General features: G+C 28.2%; 19 protein-coding genes. 15 read left to right on the forward strand and 4 right to left on the reverse strand.

The features are described from left to right. Window positions 1-166: 166 nt before the first annotated feature. Together metK and J418_RS16580 are read left to right on the forward strand one after the other, a co-directional pair. On the forward strand, window positions 167-1363 hold the full coding sequence (metK, locus tag J418_RS0107275; protein ID WP_017750459.1) for a methionine adenosyltransferase: 1197 nt from the start codon (window positions 167-169) through the stop codon (window positions 1361-1363). A gap of 568 nt (window positions 1364-1931) precedes the next feature. Beyond that, window positions 1932-2090, forward strand: coding sequence for a hypothetical protein (locus tag J418_RS16580; protein ID WP_017750461.1), 159 nt, complete (start codon window positions 1932-1934; stop codon window positions 2088-2090). A gap of 241 nt (window positions 2091-2331) precedes the next feature. Here the strand turns inward: J418_RS16580 and J418_RS0107290 are convergent, their stop codons facing one another. After that, a complete protein-coding gene (locus J418_RS0107290; RefSeq protein ID WP_017750462.1) occupies window positions 2332-2562 on the reverse strand; it encodes a hypothetical protein in 231 nt (76 codons plus the stop codon). A gap of 5 nt (window positions 2563-2567) precedes the next feature. Further along, complete coding sequence (locus J418_RS16935; protein ID WP_017750463.1) at window positions 2568-2702, reverse strand: hypothetical protein; 135 nt, start codon at window positions 2700-2702, stop codon at window positions 2568-2570. A gap of 974 nt (window positions 2703-3676) precedes the next feature. On the opposite strand from J418_RS16935, the gene J418_RS0107300 reads away from it, so the two are divergent. From J418_RS0107300 to J418_RS0107310, 3 genes are all read left to right on the forward strand, one after another. Next, entirely contained in the window at window positions 3677-4972 is a 1296-nt protein-coding gene (locus J418_RS0107300) for a cation:dicarboxylate symporter family transporter (RefSeq protein WP_017750464.1), read from the forward strand. Window positions 4973-5106: 134 nt separating this feature from the next. After that, the gene (locus J418_RS0107305; protein WP_017750465.1) at window positions 5107-6078 is read left to right on the forward strand and encodes an ROK family protein; all 972 of its coding nucleotides are present in this window, start codon (window positions 5107-5109) and stop codon (window positions 6076-6078) included. A gap of 28 nt (window positions 6079-6106) precedes the next feature. After that, window positions 6107-6442, forward strand: a complete 336-nt coding sequence (locus J418_RS0107310; RefSeq protein ID WP_017750466.1) for a YnfA family protein — start codon at window positions 6107-6109, stop codon at window positions 6440-6442. Between the two features lie 56 nt (window positions 6443-6498). On the opposite strand, the gene J418_RS0107315 is transcribed toward J418_RS0107310, so the two are convergent. Next, entirely contained in the window at window positions 6499-6828 is a 330-nt protein-coding gene (locus tag J418_RS0107315) for a hypothetical protein (RefSeq protein ID WP_017750467.1), read from the reverse strand. Between the two features lie 127 nt (window positions 6829-6955). Here J418_RS0107315 and J418_RS0107320 point away from each other — a divergent pair, with 127 nt between their 5' ends. The 3 genes from J418_RS0107320 (at window position 6956) to J418_RS0107330 (ending at window position 10380) form a co-directional block, all read left to right on the forward strand. Next, complete coding sequence (locus J418_RS0107320) at window positions 6956-7873, forward strand: patatin-like phospholipase family protein (RefSeq protein ID WP_026093839.1); 918 nt, start codon at window positions 6956-6958, stop codon at window positions 7871-7873. Window positions 7874-7952: 79 nt separating this feature from the next. Further along, window positions 7953-9371, forward strand: coding sequence for a cysteine--tRNA ligase (cysS, locus tag J418_RS0107325; protein WP_017895256.1), 1419 nt, complete (start codon window positions 7953-7955; stop codon window positions 9369-9371). A 139-nt stretch (window positions 9372-9510) separates the two neighbouring features. Continuing rightward, the gene (locus J418_RS0107330; RefSeq protein WP_017750470.1) at window positions 9511-10380 is read left to right on the forward strand and encodes a potassium channel family protein; all 870 of its coding nucleotides are present in this window, start codon (window positions 9511-9513) and stop codon (window positions 10378-10380) included. A gap of 15 nt (window positions 10381-10395) precedes the next feature. Here the strand turns inward: J418_RS0107330 and J418_RS0107335 are convergent, their stop codons facing one another. After that, entirely contained in the window at window positions 10396-11154 is a 759-nt protein-coding gene (locus J418_RS0107335) for a tRNA threonylcarbamoyladenosine dehydratase (protein ID WP_017750471.1), read from the reverse strand. A 257-nt stretch (window positions 11155-11411) separates the two neighbouring features. Here J418_RS0107335 and J418_RS0107340 point away from each other — a divergent pair, with 257 nt between their 5' ends. The 7 genes from J418_RS0107340 to J418_RS0107370 all read left to right on the forward strand — a co-directional run bounded on the left by J418_RS0107340 (window position 11412) and on the right by J418_RS0107370 (window position 19006). After that, window positions 11412-12824, forward strand: a complete 1413-nt coding sequence (locus J418_RS0107340) for a glycosyltransferase family 2 protein (RefSeq protein WP_026093840.1) — start codon at window positions 11412-11414, stop codon at window positions 12822-12824. A gap of 85 nt (window positions 12825-12909) precedes the next feature. Further along, on the forward strand, window positions 12910-13617 hold the full coding sequence (locus tag J418_RS0107345) for a pseudouridine synthase (protein WP_017753298.1): 708 nt from the start codon (window positions 12910-12912) through the stop codon (window positions 13615-13617). Between the two features lie 141 nt (window positions 13618-13758). Further along, window positions 13759-14634, forward strand: a complete 876-nt coding sequence (locus J418_RS0107350; protein ID WP_017753299.1) for a MurR/RpiR family transcriptional regulator — start codon at window positions 13759-13761, stop codon at window positions 14632-14634. Between the two features lie 84 nt (window positions 14635-14718). Continuing rightward, complete coding sequence (locus J418_RS0107355; RefSeq protein WP_017895257.1) at window positions 14719-15948, forward strand: BaiN/RdsA family NAD(P)/FAD-dependent oxidoreductase; 1230 nt, start codon at window positions 14719-14721, stop codon at window positions 15946-15948. After that, on the forward strand, window positions 15945-16313 hold the full coding sequence (gene aroH, locus J418_RS0107360; protein WP_017753301.1) for a chorismate mutase: 369 nt from the start codon (window positions 15945-15947) through the stop codon (window positions 16311-16313). The genes J418_RS0107355 and aroH overlap by 4 nt, the downstream gene beginning before the upstream one ends. A gap of 74 nt (window positions 16314-16387) precedes the next feature. Beyond that, complete coding sequence (gene cmk / locus J418_RS0107365; RefSeq protein WP_182915953.1) at window positions 16388-17080, forward strand: (d)CMP kinase; 693 nt, start codon at window positions 16388-16390, stop codon at window positions 17078-17080. A 9-nt stretch (window positions 17081-17089) separates the two neighbouring features. Further along, the gene (locus J418_RS0107370; protein WP_017895258.1) at window positions 17090-19006 is read left to right on the forward strand and encodes a bifunctional 4-hydroxy-3-methylbut-2-enyl diphosphate reductase/30S ribosomal protein S1; all 1917 of its coding nucleotides are present in this window, start codon (window positions 17090-17092) and stop codon (window positions 19004-19006) included. The last annotated feature ends 81 nt before the right edge of the window (window positions 19007-19087 follow it).

Raw genomic sequence — 19087 nt, forward strand, 5'->3', positions numbered from 1 at the left:
TCAAGCACTTGCAAAAATTTGATAATATTAAATATGCTAATTTAACTAGATAAAATATGTTAGATAGGGGATAGGGGTATTAAAATAAACTTCCTGTGATTTGATTTTATACAGGAAGTTTATTAACAAAATCTGTTTAATAAGAATGAAAAGGAGATGGATAAAAATGAGTAAGTTATTCACATCAGAATCAGTTACAGAGGGACATCCTGACAAGATTTGTGACCAGATATCAGATGCAGTACTGGATGCTATTCTTGAGCAGGATAAAAATGGAAGAGTGGCGTGTGAGACAGTTGTAAATACGGGACTTGTACTTTTGGTAGGGGAGATATCAACTAAAGCTTATGTAGATATACCAAAAATAGTGAGAAAAACAATAAGTGATATAGGATATAATCATTCAAGATTTGGTTTTGATGCATCCAACTGTGCAGTAATAACATCAATAGATGAACAGTCTTCAGATATTGCACTAGGAGTTGATGAATCACTTGAATCCAAAACAGGCGAAAAGGACAATATTGAAGCAATAGGAGCAGGAGATCAAGGCATGGTATTTGGATTTGCAACGAATGAAACAGAAGAATATCTACCTCTACCGATAGCTCTGGCACACAAACTTTCAAGAAAACTTGCAGAAGTAAGAAAAAATGGATCCATACCATATCTTGGGCCGGACGGAAAGACTCAGGTAACAGTAGAATATGAAGAAAATAAACCTGTAAGAGTAGATACTGTGCTTATATCTTCACAGCATGAAGACGGAATAAGCCATGACAAAATTGAAAGAGACATAATAGACAAAGTTATTAAAGCAACATTACCAGAAAAATTTATAAATTCTGCTACAAAGTATATTGTCAATCCAACGGGAAGATTTGTAAAAGGAGGACCTGAAGCTGATTCGGGACTTACAGGAAGAAAAATAATAGTGGACACTTATGGAGGATATGGCAGACATGGAGGAGGAGCATTTTCAGGGAAAGATCCAACTAAGGTTGACAGATCAGGAGCCTATGCAGCAAGATGGGTGGCAAAGAATCTAGTAGCAGCAGGAATAGCAGATAAAATTGAAGTTGAAATAGCATATGCAATAGGAGTAGCAAGACCAGTATCCATAAGTATAGATACTTTTGGTACAAGCAAGATAAGTGATGAAAAAATAGTAGAAACTATAAACAAGATATTTGATTTGAGACCGGCTGCAATTATAAGGGATCTTGATTTGAGAAGACCTATATATAAGAGTACTGCCGCATATGGACACTTTGGAAGAACTGACATAGATCTTCCATGGGAGAAGCTTGACAAAGTTGATGAAATAAAAAAAGAATTGAGCAATGATGTTGTATATTCTTGATTAAAATTTAAGAAAAAGAAATAGAAACAAGCTTAACCTAAAATAATCTTGTTTCTATTTCAAATAAAAAACTCAACCTCTGGTATATCCAGTCAGTTACTTCTAGTTTTAGTATATTTAGTTGGTATTACACTGCCTCTAGTATATCTAGTCAGCAATTTAAATAGATTATATAACAACAAACTGCAGTATTGTCCATAATATATAATTACAAACTATACTGCAGTAATATGTTTTTAAATATTTAACATAGTATTTGATATATACATACAACAACAGTAACTTTGTAATTCAGGGATGATTATGTTATTTTTTGAATAAAGTACTATATTTATTTTTTTCATTTTAACATCCCTCCCTTAAATAATGTAGTGTATAATTTATATACATAAAGAGGCTAAATTTTATATACTAATAAAATTTAGCCTCTAGTTTTTCTAGTCAACTATTATATACTTATATAATAGTTTAAATTAATCAGAATGTCAATATTAAAATTTACAGTGATTTGCTTATTTGATTGGACTTTATAAAATTTACACATAAATTATAATAAAGGATAAAGAATATGCCAGGTTTTTTAGAAAAAGATAACTTAATTAGAAAGCAGCTAGAACAATATTTGAAGTATTTTGAAAATAAAAGTATAAGTATAGAAAGTAAATTGTTGTTTTATGATAAAGAGATATTCTATAAAAAGGATATAAGTATAATAGATTCAATTTAAAAAGATAATAAATTTGAATTGAAATTAGATTTCGTAAAAAAGCTGTACTAAGGATGTTTGCTGAGGATTATAAAGCTATTTCATTGTACGGAAGTAGCTTTTTATTTTATGATTATTATTAATGAAGTTTGCTGTTGTAGTATTTTGTTAAATTAAAAAGCAAAGCACCTAGAAGTAAGTGCCTTGCCATTACTGAATAAAGAAATTGAGGGATTTCTTTATTGAATCATTAAAAAATTATCTATGTTATTATTAGCAACAACAGCAAACGGGAGCATTGTTCATACACATTACAGCATTTTTGTATTATTTTGCACATCATATTATCTCCACTAGTCCATGTCATCATCATATTGCATTCAATCATTTTTATACCGTTCATCATCATTGAGATACTTGTCATTTCACCACTCAACATTGAGCAAAGATTTTGCATCATTGCAACAGCAGTTTCATCTTTAGTCGTACACATAATTTTCATTCCATTTTCATAGTTGCACGTGGAATCATCATCATGTTCATCTGTGACATGGGCATTGACATATCCATACCTATATTGTTATTCATCATCACTCCTTTTCCCATCATCATATTCATTTTTGTCATTTCCAATTTTAATTTCTTCTAAAAATTTAATTGATTTGAAGTATAGTACTTTTCTTACCTCTAGTGTATCCAGTCAGTATACGTTATACTTCGATTATTTATTTTCTTCTTAAGTACAATTTACCTCTAGTATGTCTAGCAGGTCATCTCTAGTATATTTAGTTAATGTAATATTATACTTTTCTATTATTTATTTCATAGACTAAAAATATAATTACCTCTGGTATATCCAGTAGGCTATCTCTAGTTTCTCTAGTCGATAATATCATACTTTTTATATCGTTAAGCCTCTAGATTTTCTAGTCAGCCGTTTTAATTCAAACATAAAAAACTGCAGCAACATTTATATTCATAAAATATAAATACTACTACAGTTAGATGATAAATTTACAACAACACATACAACAACTACAATCATTTTTTTTGCTCATATATATTTTAACTGATAACATATACGTACACCTCCATACAAAATAATTATAGTTTAATTTCTCATGACTTTATTATATGTAATTTTAAAATTTATGTCAAATATAAGATTTCTGTAAATCTTATACTATATATTTATATTGGGACATTAATTTTGATTTAAATCTTAAAGCTTTTTTATTCTGTATATATAGACACTTTTTAGATAAAGAAGAATATCTTAAGCCAATATATTAAAAATGAATAAACGAGTTTAATTCTATTTAATGATTTATCAGAAAATTATGTATTAACAATAATTTGATTAAATATATGAGTGTTAAAAAATAATATTTATAATTTTTAGTAGTATTCTGTAGTTTTCAATAGTTTAAATAGTAATATTAGATTATATAACTTCTAACATATGATTGATTGAATAAATAATACAAATAACTTTCAAAATATACATAGAAGATCAAATTGGAAATTTGAACCACAATGCAATGATAAAATGAAAGTATTTCAATATGTAATTTTAAATTTTTATATATAATGGAAGGAAATGTAATATGAAAAAAATTAAATTTGGATTAGCAACTAAAATTATAATTGGATTAGTACTTGGTATTATAGTTGGAGCAGTATTTTATGGGAATCCTAATGTATCCACCTATCTTCAACCTATAGGAGATATATTTCTAAGACTTATAAAGATGATAGTAATTCCAATAGTTTTTTCATGTCTTGTAGTAGGTGTAGCCGGAGTAGGGGATATGAAACAGCTTGGAAAATTAGGTGTGAAATCAATAGTATATTTTGAGATAATGAGTACAATTGCAATAATAGTTGGTTTGTTAATAGCAAACATATTTCATCCAGGTACAGGTATAAATATGAATGGACTTTCTAAATCAAATATAAGTGGTTTTGTAAATACTGCAAAGACAGTATCACATAATGGATTTAAAGATACTATTGTTGGAATAGTTCCAGATAATTTATTTACTTCACTTAGTAATGGAGACATGCTTCCAATAATATTTTTTGCAGTAATATTCGGACTTGGAGTTGCTGCAATAGGAGAGAAAGGTAAACCTATACTCAAATTAGCAGAAGGAATTTCAGAAGCTATGTTCTGGGTAACGAATCAAATAATGAAAACTGCACCTATTGGTGTTTTTGCACTTATTGGAGTAACTGTATCTAAATTTGGATTACAATCCTTAATTCCACTTGGAAAATTAGTCATAACAGTCTATGGAAGTATGATCTTATTTGTTATTATAATTATGGGAATAGTTGCAAAGTTATTTGGAAATAATATAATTCATATAATTAAAGTGTTAAAAGATGAACTCATATTGGCATATACTACATCCAGTTCAGAAACTGTTTTGCCTAGAATTATGACTAAGATGGAGAAATATGGATGCCCATCCTCTATAGCATCTTTTGTAGTTCCCACAGGATATTCGTTTAATTTAGATGGATCTACACTATATGAAGCAATTGCTGCTTTGTTTATAGCACAAATGTATGGAATTCATCTATCTTTGTTTGCACAGATAAATCTTGTAATAGTACTTATGATAACCTCGAAGGGGATAGCAGGAGTTCCTGGAGTATCTTTTGTAGTACTTTTAGCCACATTAGGAAGTATTGGTATTCCAGTAGAAGGATTGGCATTTATAGCTGGCATCGATCGTATTTTAGATATGGCTAGAACTGCAGTAAACGTAGTTGGAAATTCTTTGGCTGTTGTAGTTGTTTCTAAATGGGAAGGAATTTATGATGATGAAAAAGGACGCAAATACTTAAAATCTTTATCTGAACAAAAAACTGAGTATGTAGTTGGTCAAGAATAATAGATTTAAATATTACCTATAAAAATATATTTTTATAGGTAATATTTTTTATATAAAATACTAATTATGATATAATATTAATGAATTTTGTTTAGGTTAGTTATAGATATTAAATTATGATTTGGAGGAAATATATGAAAAAATATGTTATAGGAATTGATCTAGGAGGAACTAAAATAAGCGTTGCTTCCTCAGACCTGGCAGGAAATATAATTTATAAAAAAACAGTTCCAACAAATGCAAGTGAAGGTGAGAATAAAATATTAGATAGAATTATATCTCTTGTAGATGATACCCTGAAAAAATCTAATTTGACCAATGAAGATATACTATGTATAGGTATAGGTTCACCTGGACCTTTGGATACTAAAAAAGGAACAATTATAACTACTCCCAATCTTCCATTTAAAAATTTTGATTTAGTTAAACCAATAAAGGACAGGTTCAATATACATACGGTTTTAGATAATGATGGTAATGTAGCTGCCATAGGAGAGCATGAGTTTGGTGCAGGAAAAGGCACGAGAAATATGGTATTTATAACAGTTTCTACAGGTATAGGTGGAGGGGCTGTATTAAATGGTCAAATATATAGAGGAAATACTAGTAATGCACTTGAAATTGGACATGTAACCTTAGAAAAAGATGGAGTAAAATGTAATTGTGGAAATTGTGGATGTGTAGAATCTTTAGCATCTGGTACAGCAATAGCAAGATCGGCAACTAAAGCTGTTGAAGAGGCAAAATCAAGAGGGGATAAAACTTCATTATATAAATATGATAACATAACTTCAAAAGAAGTTTTTGATGAAGCAAAGAATGGAGATAAATTGGCACTAGATGTAATAAATAAAGCTTTAAATTATCTTGGAATATTCATAGCTAATATAATGAATGTATTTGATCCTGAAGTTATAATAATAGGTGGAGGAGTTTCTAAAGCTGGAAGTATGGTATTTGACAAAATTAGAGAAATTGCCTCTAAAAGAAGCTTTACTACTATATATGAAAATACAAAAATTGTTCCTGCAAAACTTGGTGGAGATGCAGGAATTATAGGTGCAGTAGCACTTGCTATTACTGAAGGAAAAATATTTATAAAATAATATATATTATAGTTGGTGATTATATTAAATGTATATTATAAAATCAATGATTTATTTTATAATGGCTGGAGTTTGTGAAATAGGTGGAGGATATCTTATATGGTTATGGCTTAGAGATGGCAGGAGTTTTTGGCATGGTATTTTTGGAGCAGTGGTACTAATAATTTATGGTATAATACCAACCTTTCAACCTAAAAATGTTAATTTCGGTAAGGTATATGCTGCATATGGTGGAATCTTTATAGCACTTTCGATATTGTGGGGTTGGAAGGTGGATAAAGTGATTCCAGACAAGTTTGATATATTAGGTGGAGTAATTGCAATCTTGGGAGTTATTATAATAATGTATTTTCCTAGAAACTAGCTATAAAAGTAAATAATTTAAAAAAGGTAATGAATTCTAGTGAATTCATTACCTTTTTAATGTGATATTATTCCACCTGTTTCATATATAAGATTTTTTAACATGTCTATTTTTTCCTCTGAATCTGTATTTATTACTACCTTATAATTGGAATTCAATACATCATTGAGGCTCCCCATACCATCACCTACATTATTGGAAATATATGAACTATTAGAAAAGGAATGTGAGCTTGCTATTGCATCTGAAAAATTATAGTTATAATTTTCAAAATCTATATATTTATCGTTTAAATCAACCGCCGAATCATTGAAACCGGCATTTTTAAATTGATCTACAGCACTGTTTGCATTTTTAATTCCATTATAATAAACTTCAATTCTCATAAAAACACCTCTTTATTTTTTCTTTATATAGTATCTCTCAACTTTTTAAATAATATACATTTTAGGAGTAGATTTATATTTTTATTTACATATTTATATATTGATGGATATAAAAAGAGGTGATTTTATGAAAATAGATGTAGTCTTTGAGGGAGGAGGAGTAAAAGGTATTGGATTAATTGGAGCCATATGCTGTTTTGAAGATTATGGATATGAATTCAATATGTTAGCAGGAACTTCAGCAGGTTCAATAATAGCAGCACTTCTCGCAGTTGGGTACACAGGAAGAGAATTGAAGTCAATAATGTTAGAATTAGATTATAATATGTTTTTTAAAAAGAAATCACTTTATCATATGAATATAATAAAAAAATCTATTAATTTATTCAAAGATAAGGGTATATATTCAGGAGATCAATTCGAAAATTATATAAATAAACTTATTTTAAAAAAGGGTAAAAGTACATTTAAAGATATAGAAATAGAAGGTGTGTCACCGCTTAAAATAATTGCTTCAGATGTAACTGAAAAAAATATTTTAATACTTCCAGATGATTTAATTAAGTACGGAATAAATCCTATGGATTTTGAAATATCTAAGGCAATTAGAATGAGTATAAGTATACCTTTTTATTTTAAACCTGTAAAATTTTATCATAATGGTGGATGTAGTTATGTAGTAGACGGTGGAATATTAAGCAATTTTCCTATATGGATATTTGATACGGATATAAAACCTGTGAGACCAACTATCGGATTTAAATTAGTAGATGTAAATAAAAAATATACTTCTTCTCCAAGGATGGATTTTATATCATATTTATTTGATATCATAGGTACTATGATAGATAAAAATGAAGAAATATATGTTAAAGATAAGGATGCAGTAAGAACTGTGTTTATTCCAACACTTGGAGTAAAAACTACAGATTTCAATATATCTAAAGATATGAAAATAAAACTATTTAATTCTGGATATAAAAGTGCAAAAAAGTTTTTGAAATTTTGGAACTTTGATAAATATATAAGAAAATATTATATGTAAACTTGTTGAATTATTCTATTAATATGATATTATCTATAATAAGGGTTTTTATGGTATGCCTAGCGAGGAGGAAATTAATATGGATTTTTATATTTATGATACTATGACTAGAAAAAAGGCTAAATTTGTTCCATTGGAAAAAGGAAAAGTAAAAATGTATACTTGCGGCCCTACAGTTTATAATTATGCTCATATAGGTAATTTAAGAACTTATATATTTGAAGATATATTAAAAAAGTCTTTGGAATATTTTGGATACAAGGTAAAACATGCTATGAATATAACAGATGTAGGACACCTTGAATCAGATGCAGATACTGGTGAAGATAAAATGGAACTTGGAGCAAAACGTGAAAATAAAAGTGTATGGGAAATTGCTAAATTTTATGAAAATGCCTTTTTTAGAGATTGTGAAAAGCTTCATATAAAGAAGCCTGATATAATATGCAAAGCTACAGACAACATACATGATATGATCAAAATGATTAAGATTTTGCAAAATAAGGGATATACTTATATATCAAATGGCAATGTATATTATTCAATTGATAAATTTAAAGATTATAATAAGTTGGCCAATTTAAGTATGAATGAGCTAGAAGCAGGAAGCAGGGTTGAAATAGATAAGGGAAAGAAAAATCCAATGGATTTTGTACTTTGGTTTACTAATTCAAAATTTAAAAATCAGATAATGCAGTGGGACTCACCATGGGGAAGAGGATTTCCAGGATGGCACGTTGAATGTTCAGCAATGTCTATGAAATATTTAGGAGATAGAATAGACATACACTGTGGTGGAGTAGATCATATACCTGTACATCATACTAATGAAATAGCTCAATCAGAAGGTGTGGTAGGTCACAAATGGGTTAATTACTGGATGCATGGTGAATTTCTCGTATTAAGTAATGGAAAGATGTCTAAATCAAAAGGAGATTTTTTAACTGTATCCAGTATTGAGGATAAAGGATTTTCAGGATTGGATTATAGGTATTTTTGCCTTCAATCAAGATATAGAAAACAGCTTTTATTTAATTTTGATGCGTTAAAAGATGCAGCGCTTTCTTATAAAAAATTAAAGGATAAGGTTTCAAATATAATTTTAAAGTCTAAACAAGATAAGTATAATGAAATAGATGAAAATATAATTGAATATTATAAAGAGAAGTTTTCTAAGCAGATTGGGGATGACTTAAATACTCCAAATGCATTTACAATTCTTCAGGAAGTCATAAAGACAGATAAGTTATCAAATATGGAGAAGAAAATATTAATAGAAAGTTTTGATAATGTTTTTTCTCTTGAACTTGTAAACCATAAAAACAGTAAAAATAGTGAGGTAGATGAAATAATTATAAATAAATTAATTGAAGATAGGAACCTGGCAAGAAAGTCTAAAAATTGGGTTGAAGCCGATACAATAAGAGATAAACTTAATTCCATGAATATAGAGTTGATTGATTTAAAAGATGGAACCAAATGGAGAATAAAAAATTAATGTTAAAAAAACGGGATGTTATAGTAGTTAAACATTCCGTTTTTTTAATCTAATAAAATAATATTAATTTTTAGAATACTATAGATAATAATATAATAAAATCATTGTATAGAGATAAAATAATAAACTTGGAGTATATATGAGGATATATAAAAAACATAATTGTGTGTATTTATTACTATATGTATATATATTTGTATTAATATTTTTTGGAATTATATATTGGAATATAGCTAATCATTCACGGGGAGAATTTTTTATATTCCAAAATGATATAAATTTAGATACAAAGACAGCTATGTTCAAGAAAAAAATGCACATAAAATTTTATAGTAAGGATTTAAATGACAGTATAAAAAAATTGATTATTTCAGAGGAATATAAGAGACCTATTGTAAAACTAAATATATTAAACAATTCTATATATGATAAGGCTACTTTTGTATTTGACAGAGTTCTTGGAGACAATTGGGCAAACTACTATTATTTGATTATGGCAAGTAAAGGAATTACTCATATGAGTATAATGGACATGGGAGAAAATAAGCTAAATGGAGCTTTTGATAGCCATAAAATAAAAATATGTTTTTATAAATTAAAAGATGATAAAGAAGATAAGTTTTCAAGTTATAAAAAAAATTATTCAAGAAAACTTAAGAAGATAAATACCATATATATATGGGTAAACAATTATAGCATAATAAATAAAGAACATTTTGAAGATGTATATTATTATTACCCAATAAATTTTTATTTTCAGGAACTTATAAAAAATTCTATTTGTTTTCCAGATGAAAGTCCATTTATATTGAGACAAGTATCTGGTGGAAACTTTACATATCCAATATGGAATTTTATATATTTTAGTGCAGTTACTATAACTACTCTTGGATATGGTGACATACTTCCAAATTCAACTTCAGTACGTATAATAGTTATGATAGAAACTGTGTGTGGAGTTATTATAACAGGAGTGCTTACATCATGTATATTTTTAGATAAGAAATAGCAGCAAGGTATACTGCTATTTCTTATCTATTATGGACTTGATTACTTCTCCACCTATTATCATACCAGCTACAGGTGGTACAAAAGAAATACTTGCAGGAATTTGACGTTTAGCTAGACATTTTTTTGAACCACCTACACATACACAGCCTTCTCTACAGGTTACAACTTCATCTATTTTAGGCTTTTGAGGAATTTCCTCAGAATATAATACTTTTAAATTCTTTATACCACGTTTTTTGAGTTCACGCCTCATGACTTTAGCTAATGGGCATATTTTAGTTTTATATATATCCTCTATTTTAAACATTGTTGGATCTAATTTATTCCCTGTTCCCATACAACTTATTATATCTATATTATGAGCTTTACACCACATAATAAGAGATATTTTAGATGATATTGTATCTATGGCATCTATTACATAATTCGTGTTCTTAGGTATAATACTATCTATATTATCTTCTCTTACAAAAGTTTGATAAGTTTCTATATTACAATTTGGATTTATATCCAATATTCTTTCTTTTAACACTTGAACTTTAGGTTTGCCTATGGTTTTAAAGTTAGCTTGTATTTGTCTATTTATATTTGTTAAGCAAACAGTATCATCATCTACTATTACTATATGGCCTATTCCACCTCTAGCTACAGCTTCTAGTGAAAAACTGCCAACACCTCCAAGTCCAAATATAACCACTGTGCTCTCCTGTAATTTTTTTAAAGCATTTTTACCAATTAATAGTTCAGTTCTTGAAAATAAATGCTGTTTCATTTCAAAATTTAAATCTCCTTTCCATATAAACATACTATATTATAATACCACAATACTATAAATTTCAAAGTAAATCTAATATATTAAAATTCTAATAAAATATGAATAATTGGATAAATTAATACTATATATTGAAGTGAAAGAAAATTTAAAATTTATATATTTTACAGTGCTATAATATATAGTAATAACTAAAAAATTGTGTTAATATTATTATGACAATTTAAATAGAGAATATAAAGGGAAGGATTTTTATGATGAAAGAAGTTATTCATTATACTACAGCTATTTTTCAAATAGGCGTATTTATAGTAATGGTTTATTATTTAATACTTTCTTTATTTGGAATTTACAAAAAAAAGGATGAGGGGGCTAAGAACTGTCCACCTAAGAAGACTTTCGCTCTTCTGGTTGCAGCACATAATGAAGAAATGGTTGTTGGCAAAATAGTGGAAAGCCTACAAAATATTGAGTATCCTAAAGATATGTACGATATTTTTGTTATTGCAGATAATTGTACTGATAAAACTGCCGATATAGCAAGAAAATATGGTGTAAATGTCTGTGAAAGAAAAGTTCCAGATAAAAGAGGAAAAGGATACGCTTTAGAGTGGATGTTCAACAAAATATTTAAAATGGACAAAGCTTACGACGCTGTAGGTATTTTTGATGCAGATAATCTTGTATCAAAAAATTTTTTAAATGAAATGAATTATAAACTTTTAAAAGGATACAAAGTAGTTCAAGGTTACATAGATAGCAAGAACCCAGATGATTCTTGGATAACTGAGTCCTATTCTATATCGTTTTGGACGGTAAATAGATTATTTCAACTTGGAAGAGCAAACCTTGGTCTTTCAAATCAAATTGGCGGCACTGGTTTTTGTATAGAAACAACTATTCTTAAAGAACTAGGATGGGGAGTTACATGCCTTGCAGATGATCTGGAGTTTACAAGCAAGCTTGTTTTAAATGGACATAAAGTTGGCTGGGCTCATAATGCAATTGTATATGATGAAAAGCCGCTTACGTTAAAACAATCATGGAATCAAAGAAAAAGGTGGATGCAAGGTTTCGCAGATGTAGCATCAAGATTTTTCTTCAAGCTTATAAAAAAATCCATAAAAGATAGAAGTTTTACTGCATTAGATTGTGCTCTTTATACGATACAACCACTAGCAACACTTCTTATGGGATTAGCTGCATTTTTAACATTAATTCAAAATAACAATGAACATGGTCTAAATATATTTGTAATAAATCAATTATTTACTCAGAATGCAACTACAAAAATTTTATGGCAAGTATTTAGCATTTCACAATTTTTGTTGACTCCTTTTATAATGGTTTTAGAAAACAAACTATCAAAGAAGATGCTTTTGGTATTCGCACTGTACTCACTTAATGTAGTAGTTTTATCTCATATATACGAATCTCCTACTCTATATCAGGTTATTATAGGAAATGCAGTTTATATAGGTATATTTATAATAGCATTAGGTATAATTGGAAGAAAGAAATCAATTAAATTATTTGTATGGTATCTTTTGTATGGAATATACACTTTAACTTGGATACCAATTACGATACAAGGTATCTTGGACAAGAATAATAAAGAATGGAGTCATACAAAACACATTAGACAAATAGGAATTCAAGATGTAGAATAAGCATAAAAGAGTTGATTGATATTCTCATAATTAGGAGAAAGTTGATCAACTCTTTTATTAATAACTTTATTGTGTAGGTGATAAAATGATAGAAAGATTACAAAAATATATGGCTCACTGTGGAGTGGCTTCTAGAAGAAAATGTGAGTACATTATATTGCAAGGTAGGGTTAGAGTAAATGGTCAAGTTATAGACAAATTAGGGTTTAAAGTTGATACTGAGAATGATTTAGTAATGTTGGACAACAATAATATAGTTCCGGAACAGAAAAAAGTATATATAGCTTTGAATAAACCTGAAGGATATGTATCAACTGTAAGAGATGAAAAGAATAGGAAGACTATACTTGATTTAGTGAAGGTAGATGAAAGAATTTATCCAATAGGAAGATTGGATTATGATACATCAGGTTTAATATTACTTACTAATGATGGAGATATATACAATAAGATAATTCATCCTAAATCTGAAAAAAACAAAGTATATATAGCGGAAGTTTCAGGGGTGATATCTAATGAAGATATTAATAAATTTGAAAATGGATTGAATATAGGTAACTATATAACAAGCAAGGCAAGTTTAAAAATACTGAGATTGAATAATAATAGTTCTGTTGTAAATATAATAATACATGAGGGAAAAAACAGACAAATACGAAAGATGTGTAAAATTATAGGACATCAAGTTATAACTCTTAAGAGGATAAAAATAGGCAAAATAGAGCTTGGCAATCTTAAAAAAGGTGAATGGAGGTATTTGACAGATACTGAAATAAAATATATTTCTATGTAAAAAATATATACATATTAGATATTATGTAAATTAAAAATAAAAGTAAACAAAATGAAAGTTAAGTTGATAATATGTTCAATAAATGTTAAAATGAAATAAAAGTTGCATAAAAATGGAGGTAAGAGAAAGGGCTGAATATATATGGAAGATGTAAATAATATAGATTTAATGAGAACTATTCAAATTAAATTTCCAAGACTGAGTAAAGGCCAGAAGTTAATAGCGGAATACATATTAAAGCATTATGATAAAGCGGCATTTATGACTGCTGCTAAATTAGGTGTAAGTGTAGGTGTAAGTGAATCTACAGTAGTTAGATTTGCAAATGAACTTGGATTTTCTGGATATCCAAAATTGCAAAAAGCTCTCCAAGAACTTATAAAAAATAAATTAACTACAGTACAGAGAATTGAACTTTCCAATGATATAGTAAGTCAGGAAAGCCCTTTAAAAGGTGTTTTGAAATCGGATATGGAAAACATACGGGCAACTTTGGAAAAGATAAACCATAAAACTTTTGATGATTTAATTAATAGTATATTCAAGGCAAAAAAAATATATATAATTGGACTTAGAAGTTCTACTGCAATTGCAGACTTTTTAGGATTTTATTTAAATCTTATATTGGATAATGTAAAAGTTGTAGGATACGGTATAAGTGATATATTTGAGCAGATGATAAATTTGACTGAAGATGATCTTGTAATTGGAATAGGATTTCCAAGATATGCTGCTAGAACTATAGAATCTTTAACTTTTGCCAAGAGCAGGGGAGCAGAGGTAGCTGCAATAACAGATAGTTTGCTTTCTCCATTGGCATCTGCAGCTGATTATACATTGATAGCTCAAAGTAACATGGCCTCTTTTGTAGACTCTCTAGTTGCACCTTTAAGTGTAATAAATGCACTTATAGTTTCAGTAGGTCTTAAAGAAAAAGAAAAAATATCATCTACATTTGCTGATTTAGAAAATATATGGCAGGAGTACCAGGTTTACTCATTTAGAGAAGGAAATTAATTAAAATATATATAAATTTTTTTATTTTATATAAGTTGCTATATTCAGTAGTAATTAAATTAAAAGAAGTAGGATTGATATATCATGTCAAAAAAAGTAGTAGTAATTGGAGGAGGACCAGCTGGAATGATGGCTTCTATAGAAGCTTCAGAAAAGTTCGACACTATATTGCTAGAGAAAAATGAAAAACTAGGTAAAAAAATGTACATATCAGGAAAAGGACGTTGTAATGTTACTAATGCAAAAGATATAAGTGAGTTTTTCGATTATATCCCAGGTAATCCTAATTTCTTATATAGTGCTCTTTATAGCTTTACTAATCAGAATACAATAGATTTTTTTAATAAATTAAATGTTAAACTAAAAGTAGAACGAGGGGACAGAGTATTTCCAGTATCTGATAAATCTTCTGACATAATTAAAGCTATGGAACAGAAAATTAATGAGAATAAAGTAAATGTAATTCTAAATTCACATGTAAAAAAATTAATATGTAGAAATAATCATATAGATTCACTACAACTTTGGAATGGAAAAAATATAAAGGGTGATTATTTTATATTGGCAACAGGTGGAAAATCATATCCTCAAACAGGTTCCAGTGGTGAAGGATACAATATGGCAGAGAGTGTAGGTCATACGGTAACTGAAATAAATCCAGCACTTGTTCCTATAGAAGTTCAAGAAGAATGGATAAGAGACCTTCAAGGCTTATCTTTAAAAAATGTTACACTTGACATAATAGATTCAAATAAAAAAATATTATATAGTGAATTTGGAGAAATGCTCTTTACTCATTTTGGGATATCAGGACCTATAGTTTTAAGTAGTAGTAGAGTAATATCAAAATTTGAGGAATTATGGGTATTAATAGATTTAAAGCCTGCTCTTTCCAATGATGAATTGGATAAAAGGATACAAAAAGATTTTAACAAATATTGCAATAAGGACTTTAAAAATTCTTTAGATGACCTTTTACCGAAAAAGATTATACCAATTGTCATATATAGATGTCATATAAATCCTGACAAAAAAGTGAATTCAATAACAAAACTGGAGAGACATAATCTAGTTGATTGCATAAAAAAATTTACATTGTCCATAAAAGGATTAAGGCCCATAGAGGAAGCTATAGTCACCTCTGGTGGGATAAGTGTAAAGGAAATTGATCCATCTACAATGCAATCAAAATTGATTGATAATTTATATTTTGCTGGTGAGATTATAGATGTAGATGGATATACTGGAGGATTTAATATACAAATTGCATTATCCACTGGATTTAGTGCAGGAAATGGAGTAAAAAGAATATGATAGCATTAAGAGGAGCTACAACTATTGAAAACAATTCAATAACTGATATTAAAGATGCTTCTATTGAATTGTTTTCGCAGATTTTAAAAAAAAATAATATTAAATTACAAAAAATAATATCTATAGAGATTTCTTGTACAAAGGATATTACTAAAGCATATCCTGGAAAATTTATAAGAGAATATTTTAAATTAGACAAAGTTGCTATAATGCACTTTAATGAAATGGAAGTTGAGGAAAATTTAAAAGGGTTTATTCCACTTTGTATAAGGTTTCTTTTATTGGTGGATGAAGATATAGATAAAAAAGAGTTTGTATATTTAAATAATGCAAAAAAATTAAGAATAGATTTGTTAAATGAATAATGGCATAAAATAAAGGATTTTATCATTTTTTATAGAATAGTATATAGGATAATAAACCTTTAACATTTCCTTTGATGAGAGGAGAGAATTCTAAATTGAATATATCTGTAGCAATAGATGGACCAGCAGCTGCGGGAAAAAGTACTATAGCTAGTTTAATAGCTAAAAAATTTGAACTTATGTACATAAATACAGGGTCTATGTATAGAGCAATTACATTAATATGTATGAAAAATAATATTCCATATCAAAATGTAGAGAAAGTAGTTAGTATTATCAAAAATTTAGATATGTATTTTAATAATAATAGATTGATAATTAATGGAAAAGATATAGAAGATGAAATAAGAAGCTTAGATGTAACTAATAATGTATCAAATTATGCTGCTATTAGAGAAGTAAGAGATATCCTTGTATCTATCCAGAAAAATATGGCATATAAATATAATGTGGTTATGGATGGAAGAGATATAGGTACTGTAGTTTTGAAAAATTCTCCATTGAAATTTTTTTTAACAGCAACTGCAGAAGCTAGAGCCAGGAGAAGATATAATGAATTAAACAAAAATGGCATTTTAGTAGAATATAATGACATATTAAATGATATACTAAAAAGAGATTATATAGATTCAAACAGAAAGGAATCACCATTAAAAAGAGCTGATGATTCTATAGAAATAGATTCATCTGATCTCTCAATTGAGGAAGTTGTGAATATCATATCAAATCATATAAAAGAATACATAGCAAGTTTATGTAGCAATTAAGGTGATAAAATGAAAGTCATATTAGCAGATAATGCTGGATTTTGCTTTGGAGTAAAAAGAGCTGTAGATGAAGTATTAAACGCAAAGAATAAATATGAAAATAATAATATTTATACTTTAGGTCCTTTAATTCATAACAATGATGTAGTAAATAAGTTAAAGGGTAAAAATATATATCCCATAAAATTAGAGGACATAAACAATTTAGACAAAAATGATGTACTTATAATACGTTCTCATGGAGTACCAAAGGACATATTCGATTCTTTATGTAAGAAGGGAATAACAGTAATTAACGCTACTTGTCCATATGTATTAAATATACAGCAGAAGGTTCAAAAATATAGTAAATTGGGTTATTCTATACTTATAGTTGGAGACAGAAATCATCCTGAAGTTATAGGAATAAATGGATGGTGTGAAAATACTGCCATCATATCAAAAAATGGAATGGATTTAATAGATATTCCAAATAGAGTTTGTGTAGTTTCACAAACTACAGAGAAACAAATGAACTTTGAGAAAGTATTAAATGTAGTTATAAAGAATTGTAAGGAATTTATAGCATTTAATACTATATGCAGTGCTACAGAAGCAAGACAGAAGTCTGTAGAATTATTGTCAAAGAAAGTTGATATGATGGTAGTTATAGGTGGAAAAAATAGTTCTAATACTACTAAGCTGTATGAGATATGTAAAATCAATTGTAATAATACAATACACGTTGAAAATTCAGGAGAAATACCTGATAATATAATTCATTCAAAGAAAGTAAAAATTATAGGTGTTACAGCAGGAGCTTCAACACCAGATTGGATAATAAAGGAGGCAATTTTAAAAATGAGTGATGACAAAAATCTAGAATCAAATGAACAGTTATCTTATATGGATGCAAATGATAAACAGATAATATTAGGTGAAAAGGTAACAGGAAAAGTAATATCTGTAAATGAAAAAGAGGTATTTTTAAATATAGGATATAAGTCAGATGGAATATTACCTAAATCAGAAGTTACAAAAGCTGAAAATCAAGATTTAGAGCAATTGATTCAACCTGGAGATGAATTGGAAGTAAAGGTAATAAGAAGACAAAATGAAGATGGTTATGTAGTTTTATCAAAGTTAGAGCTTGAAAGAGAAAATGCATATAAAGAGTTAAAAGAGGCAAGTGAAAACAATGAAATATTAAAAGTAAAAATAAAAGAAGCTGTAAAAGGTGGTCTTGTTGCAAACTATAAAGGTGCAAGAGTATTTATACCTGCATCTCATGTAGAATTGTATCATGTTAATGATCTTTCAATATATGCAGACAAGGAATTAGATATAAACATAATAGAATTTAAATCAGAAAGAAAAGGTACTAGAGTTGTAGGATCAAGAAGAGATATATTGAGAAAAGAAAAAGAAAAACAGGAAGAATCTACATGGAATACCCTTGAAAAAGATAGTACTGTAGAAGGAGAAGTTAAGAGATTGACTAATTTTGGTGCATTTGTAGATGTACAAGGAGTAGATGGACTTTTGCATGTTTCTGAATTGTCATGGGGAAGAGTTTCTAAACCTAGTGATATTCTAAAGGCCGGTGACAAGGTAAAAGTTTATATACTTGATGTAGATAAAGAAAAGAAAAAATTATCACTTTCAATTAAAAAACTTCAGGAGAATCCTTGGACAAATGCAGATATAAAATATCCAGTTGGTAGTGTAGTTTTAGGAAAAGTTGTTAGGTTTGCAAGTTTTGGTGCATTTGTAGAATTGGAACCTGGTGTTGATGCACTGGTTCACATATCGCAGATAAGTCATAAAAGAATAGAGAAACCAGAAGATGTTCTGGAAGTCGGCCAAGAAGTAAAATCAAAGATATTGGAAGTAAACAAAGATGATGAAAAAATAGCATTGAGTATAAAAGAAGTAGATGAGCTTTAATTTTACAATTATATTTATAAGATAATTTAGGTAAAATGCGTGTAGATATAAATACATTATTGGTGCACGCATTTTTTATAT

Source organism: Clostridium tyrobutyricum DSM 2637 = ATCC 25755 = JCM 11008, from assembly GCF_000359585.1.
Classification (GTDB): Bacteria; Bacillota; Clostridia; order Clostridiales; family Clostridiaceae; genus Clostridium_B; species Clostridium_B tyrobutyricum.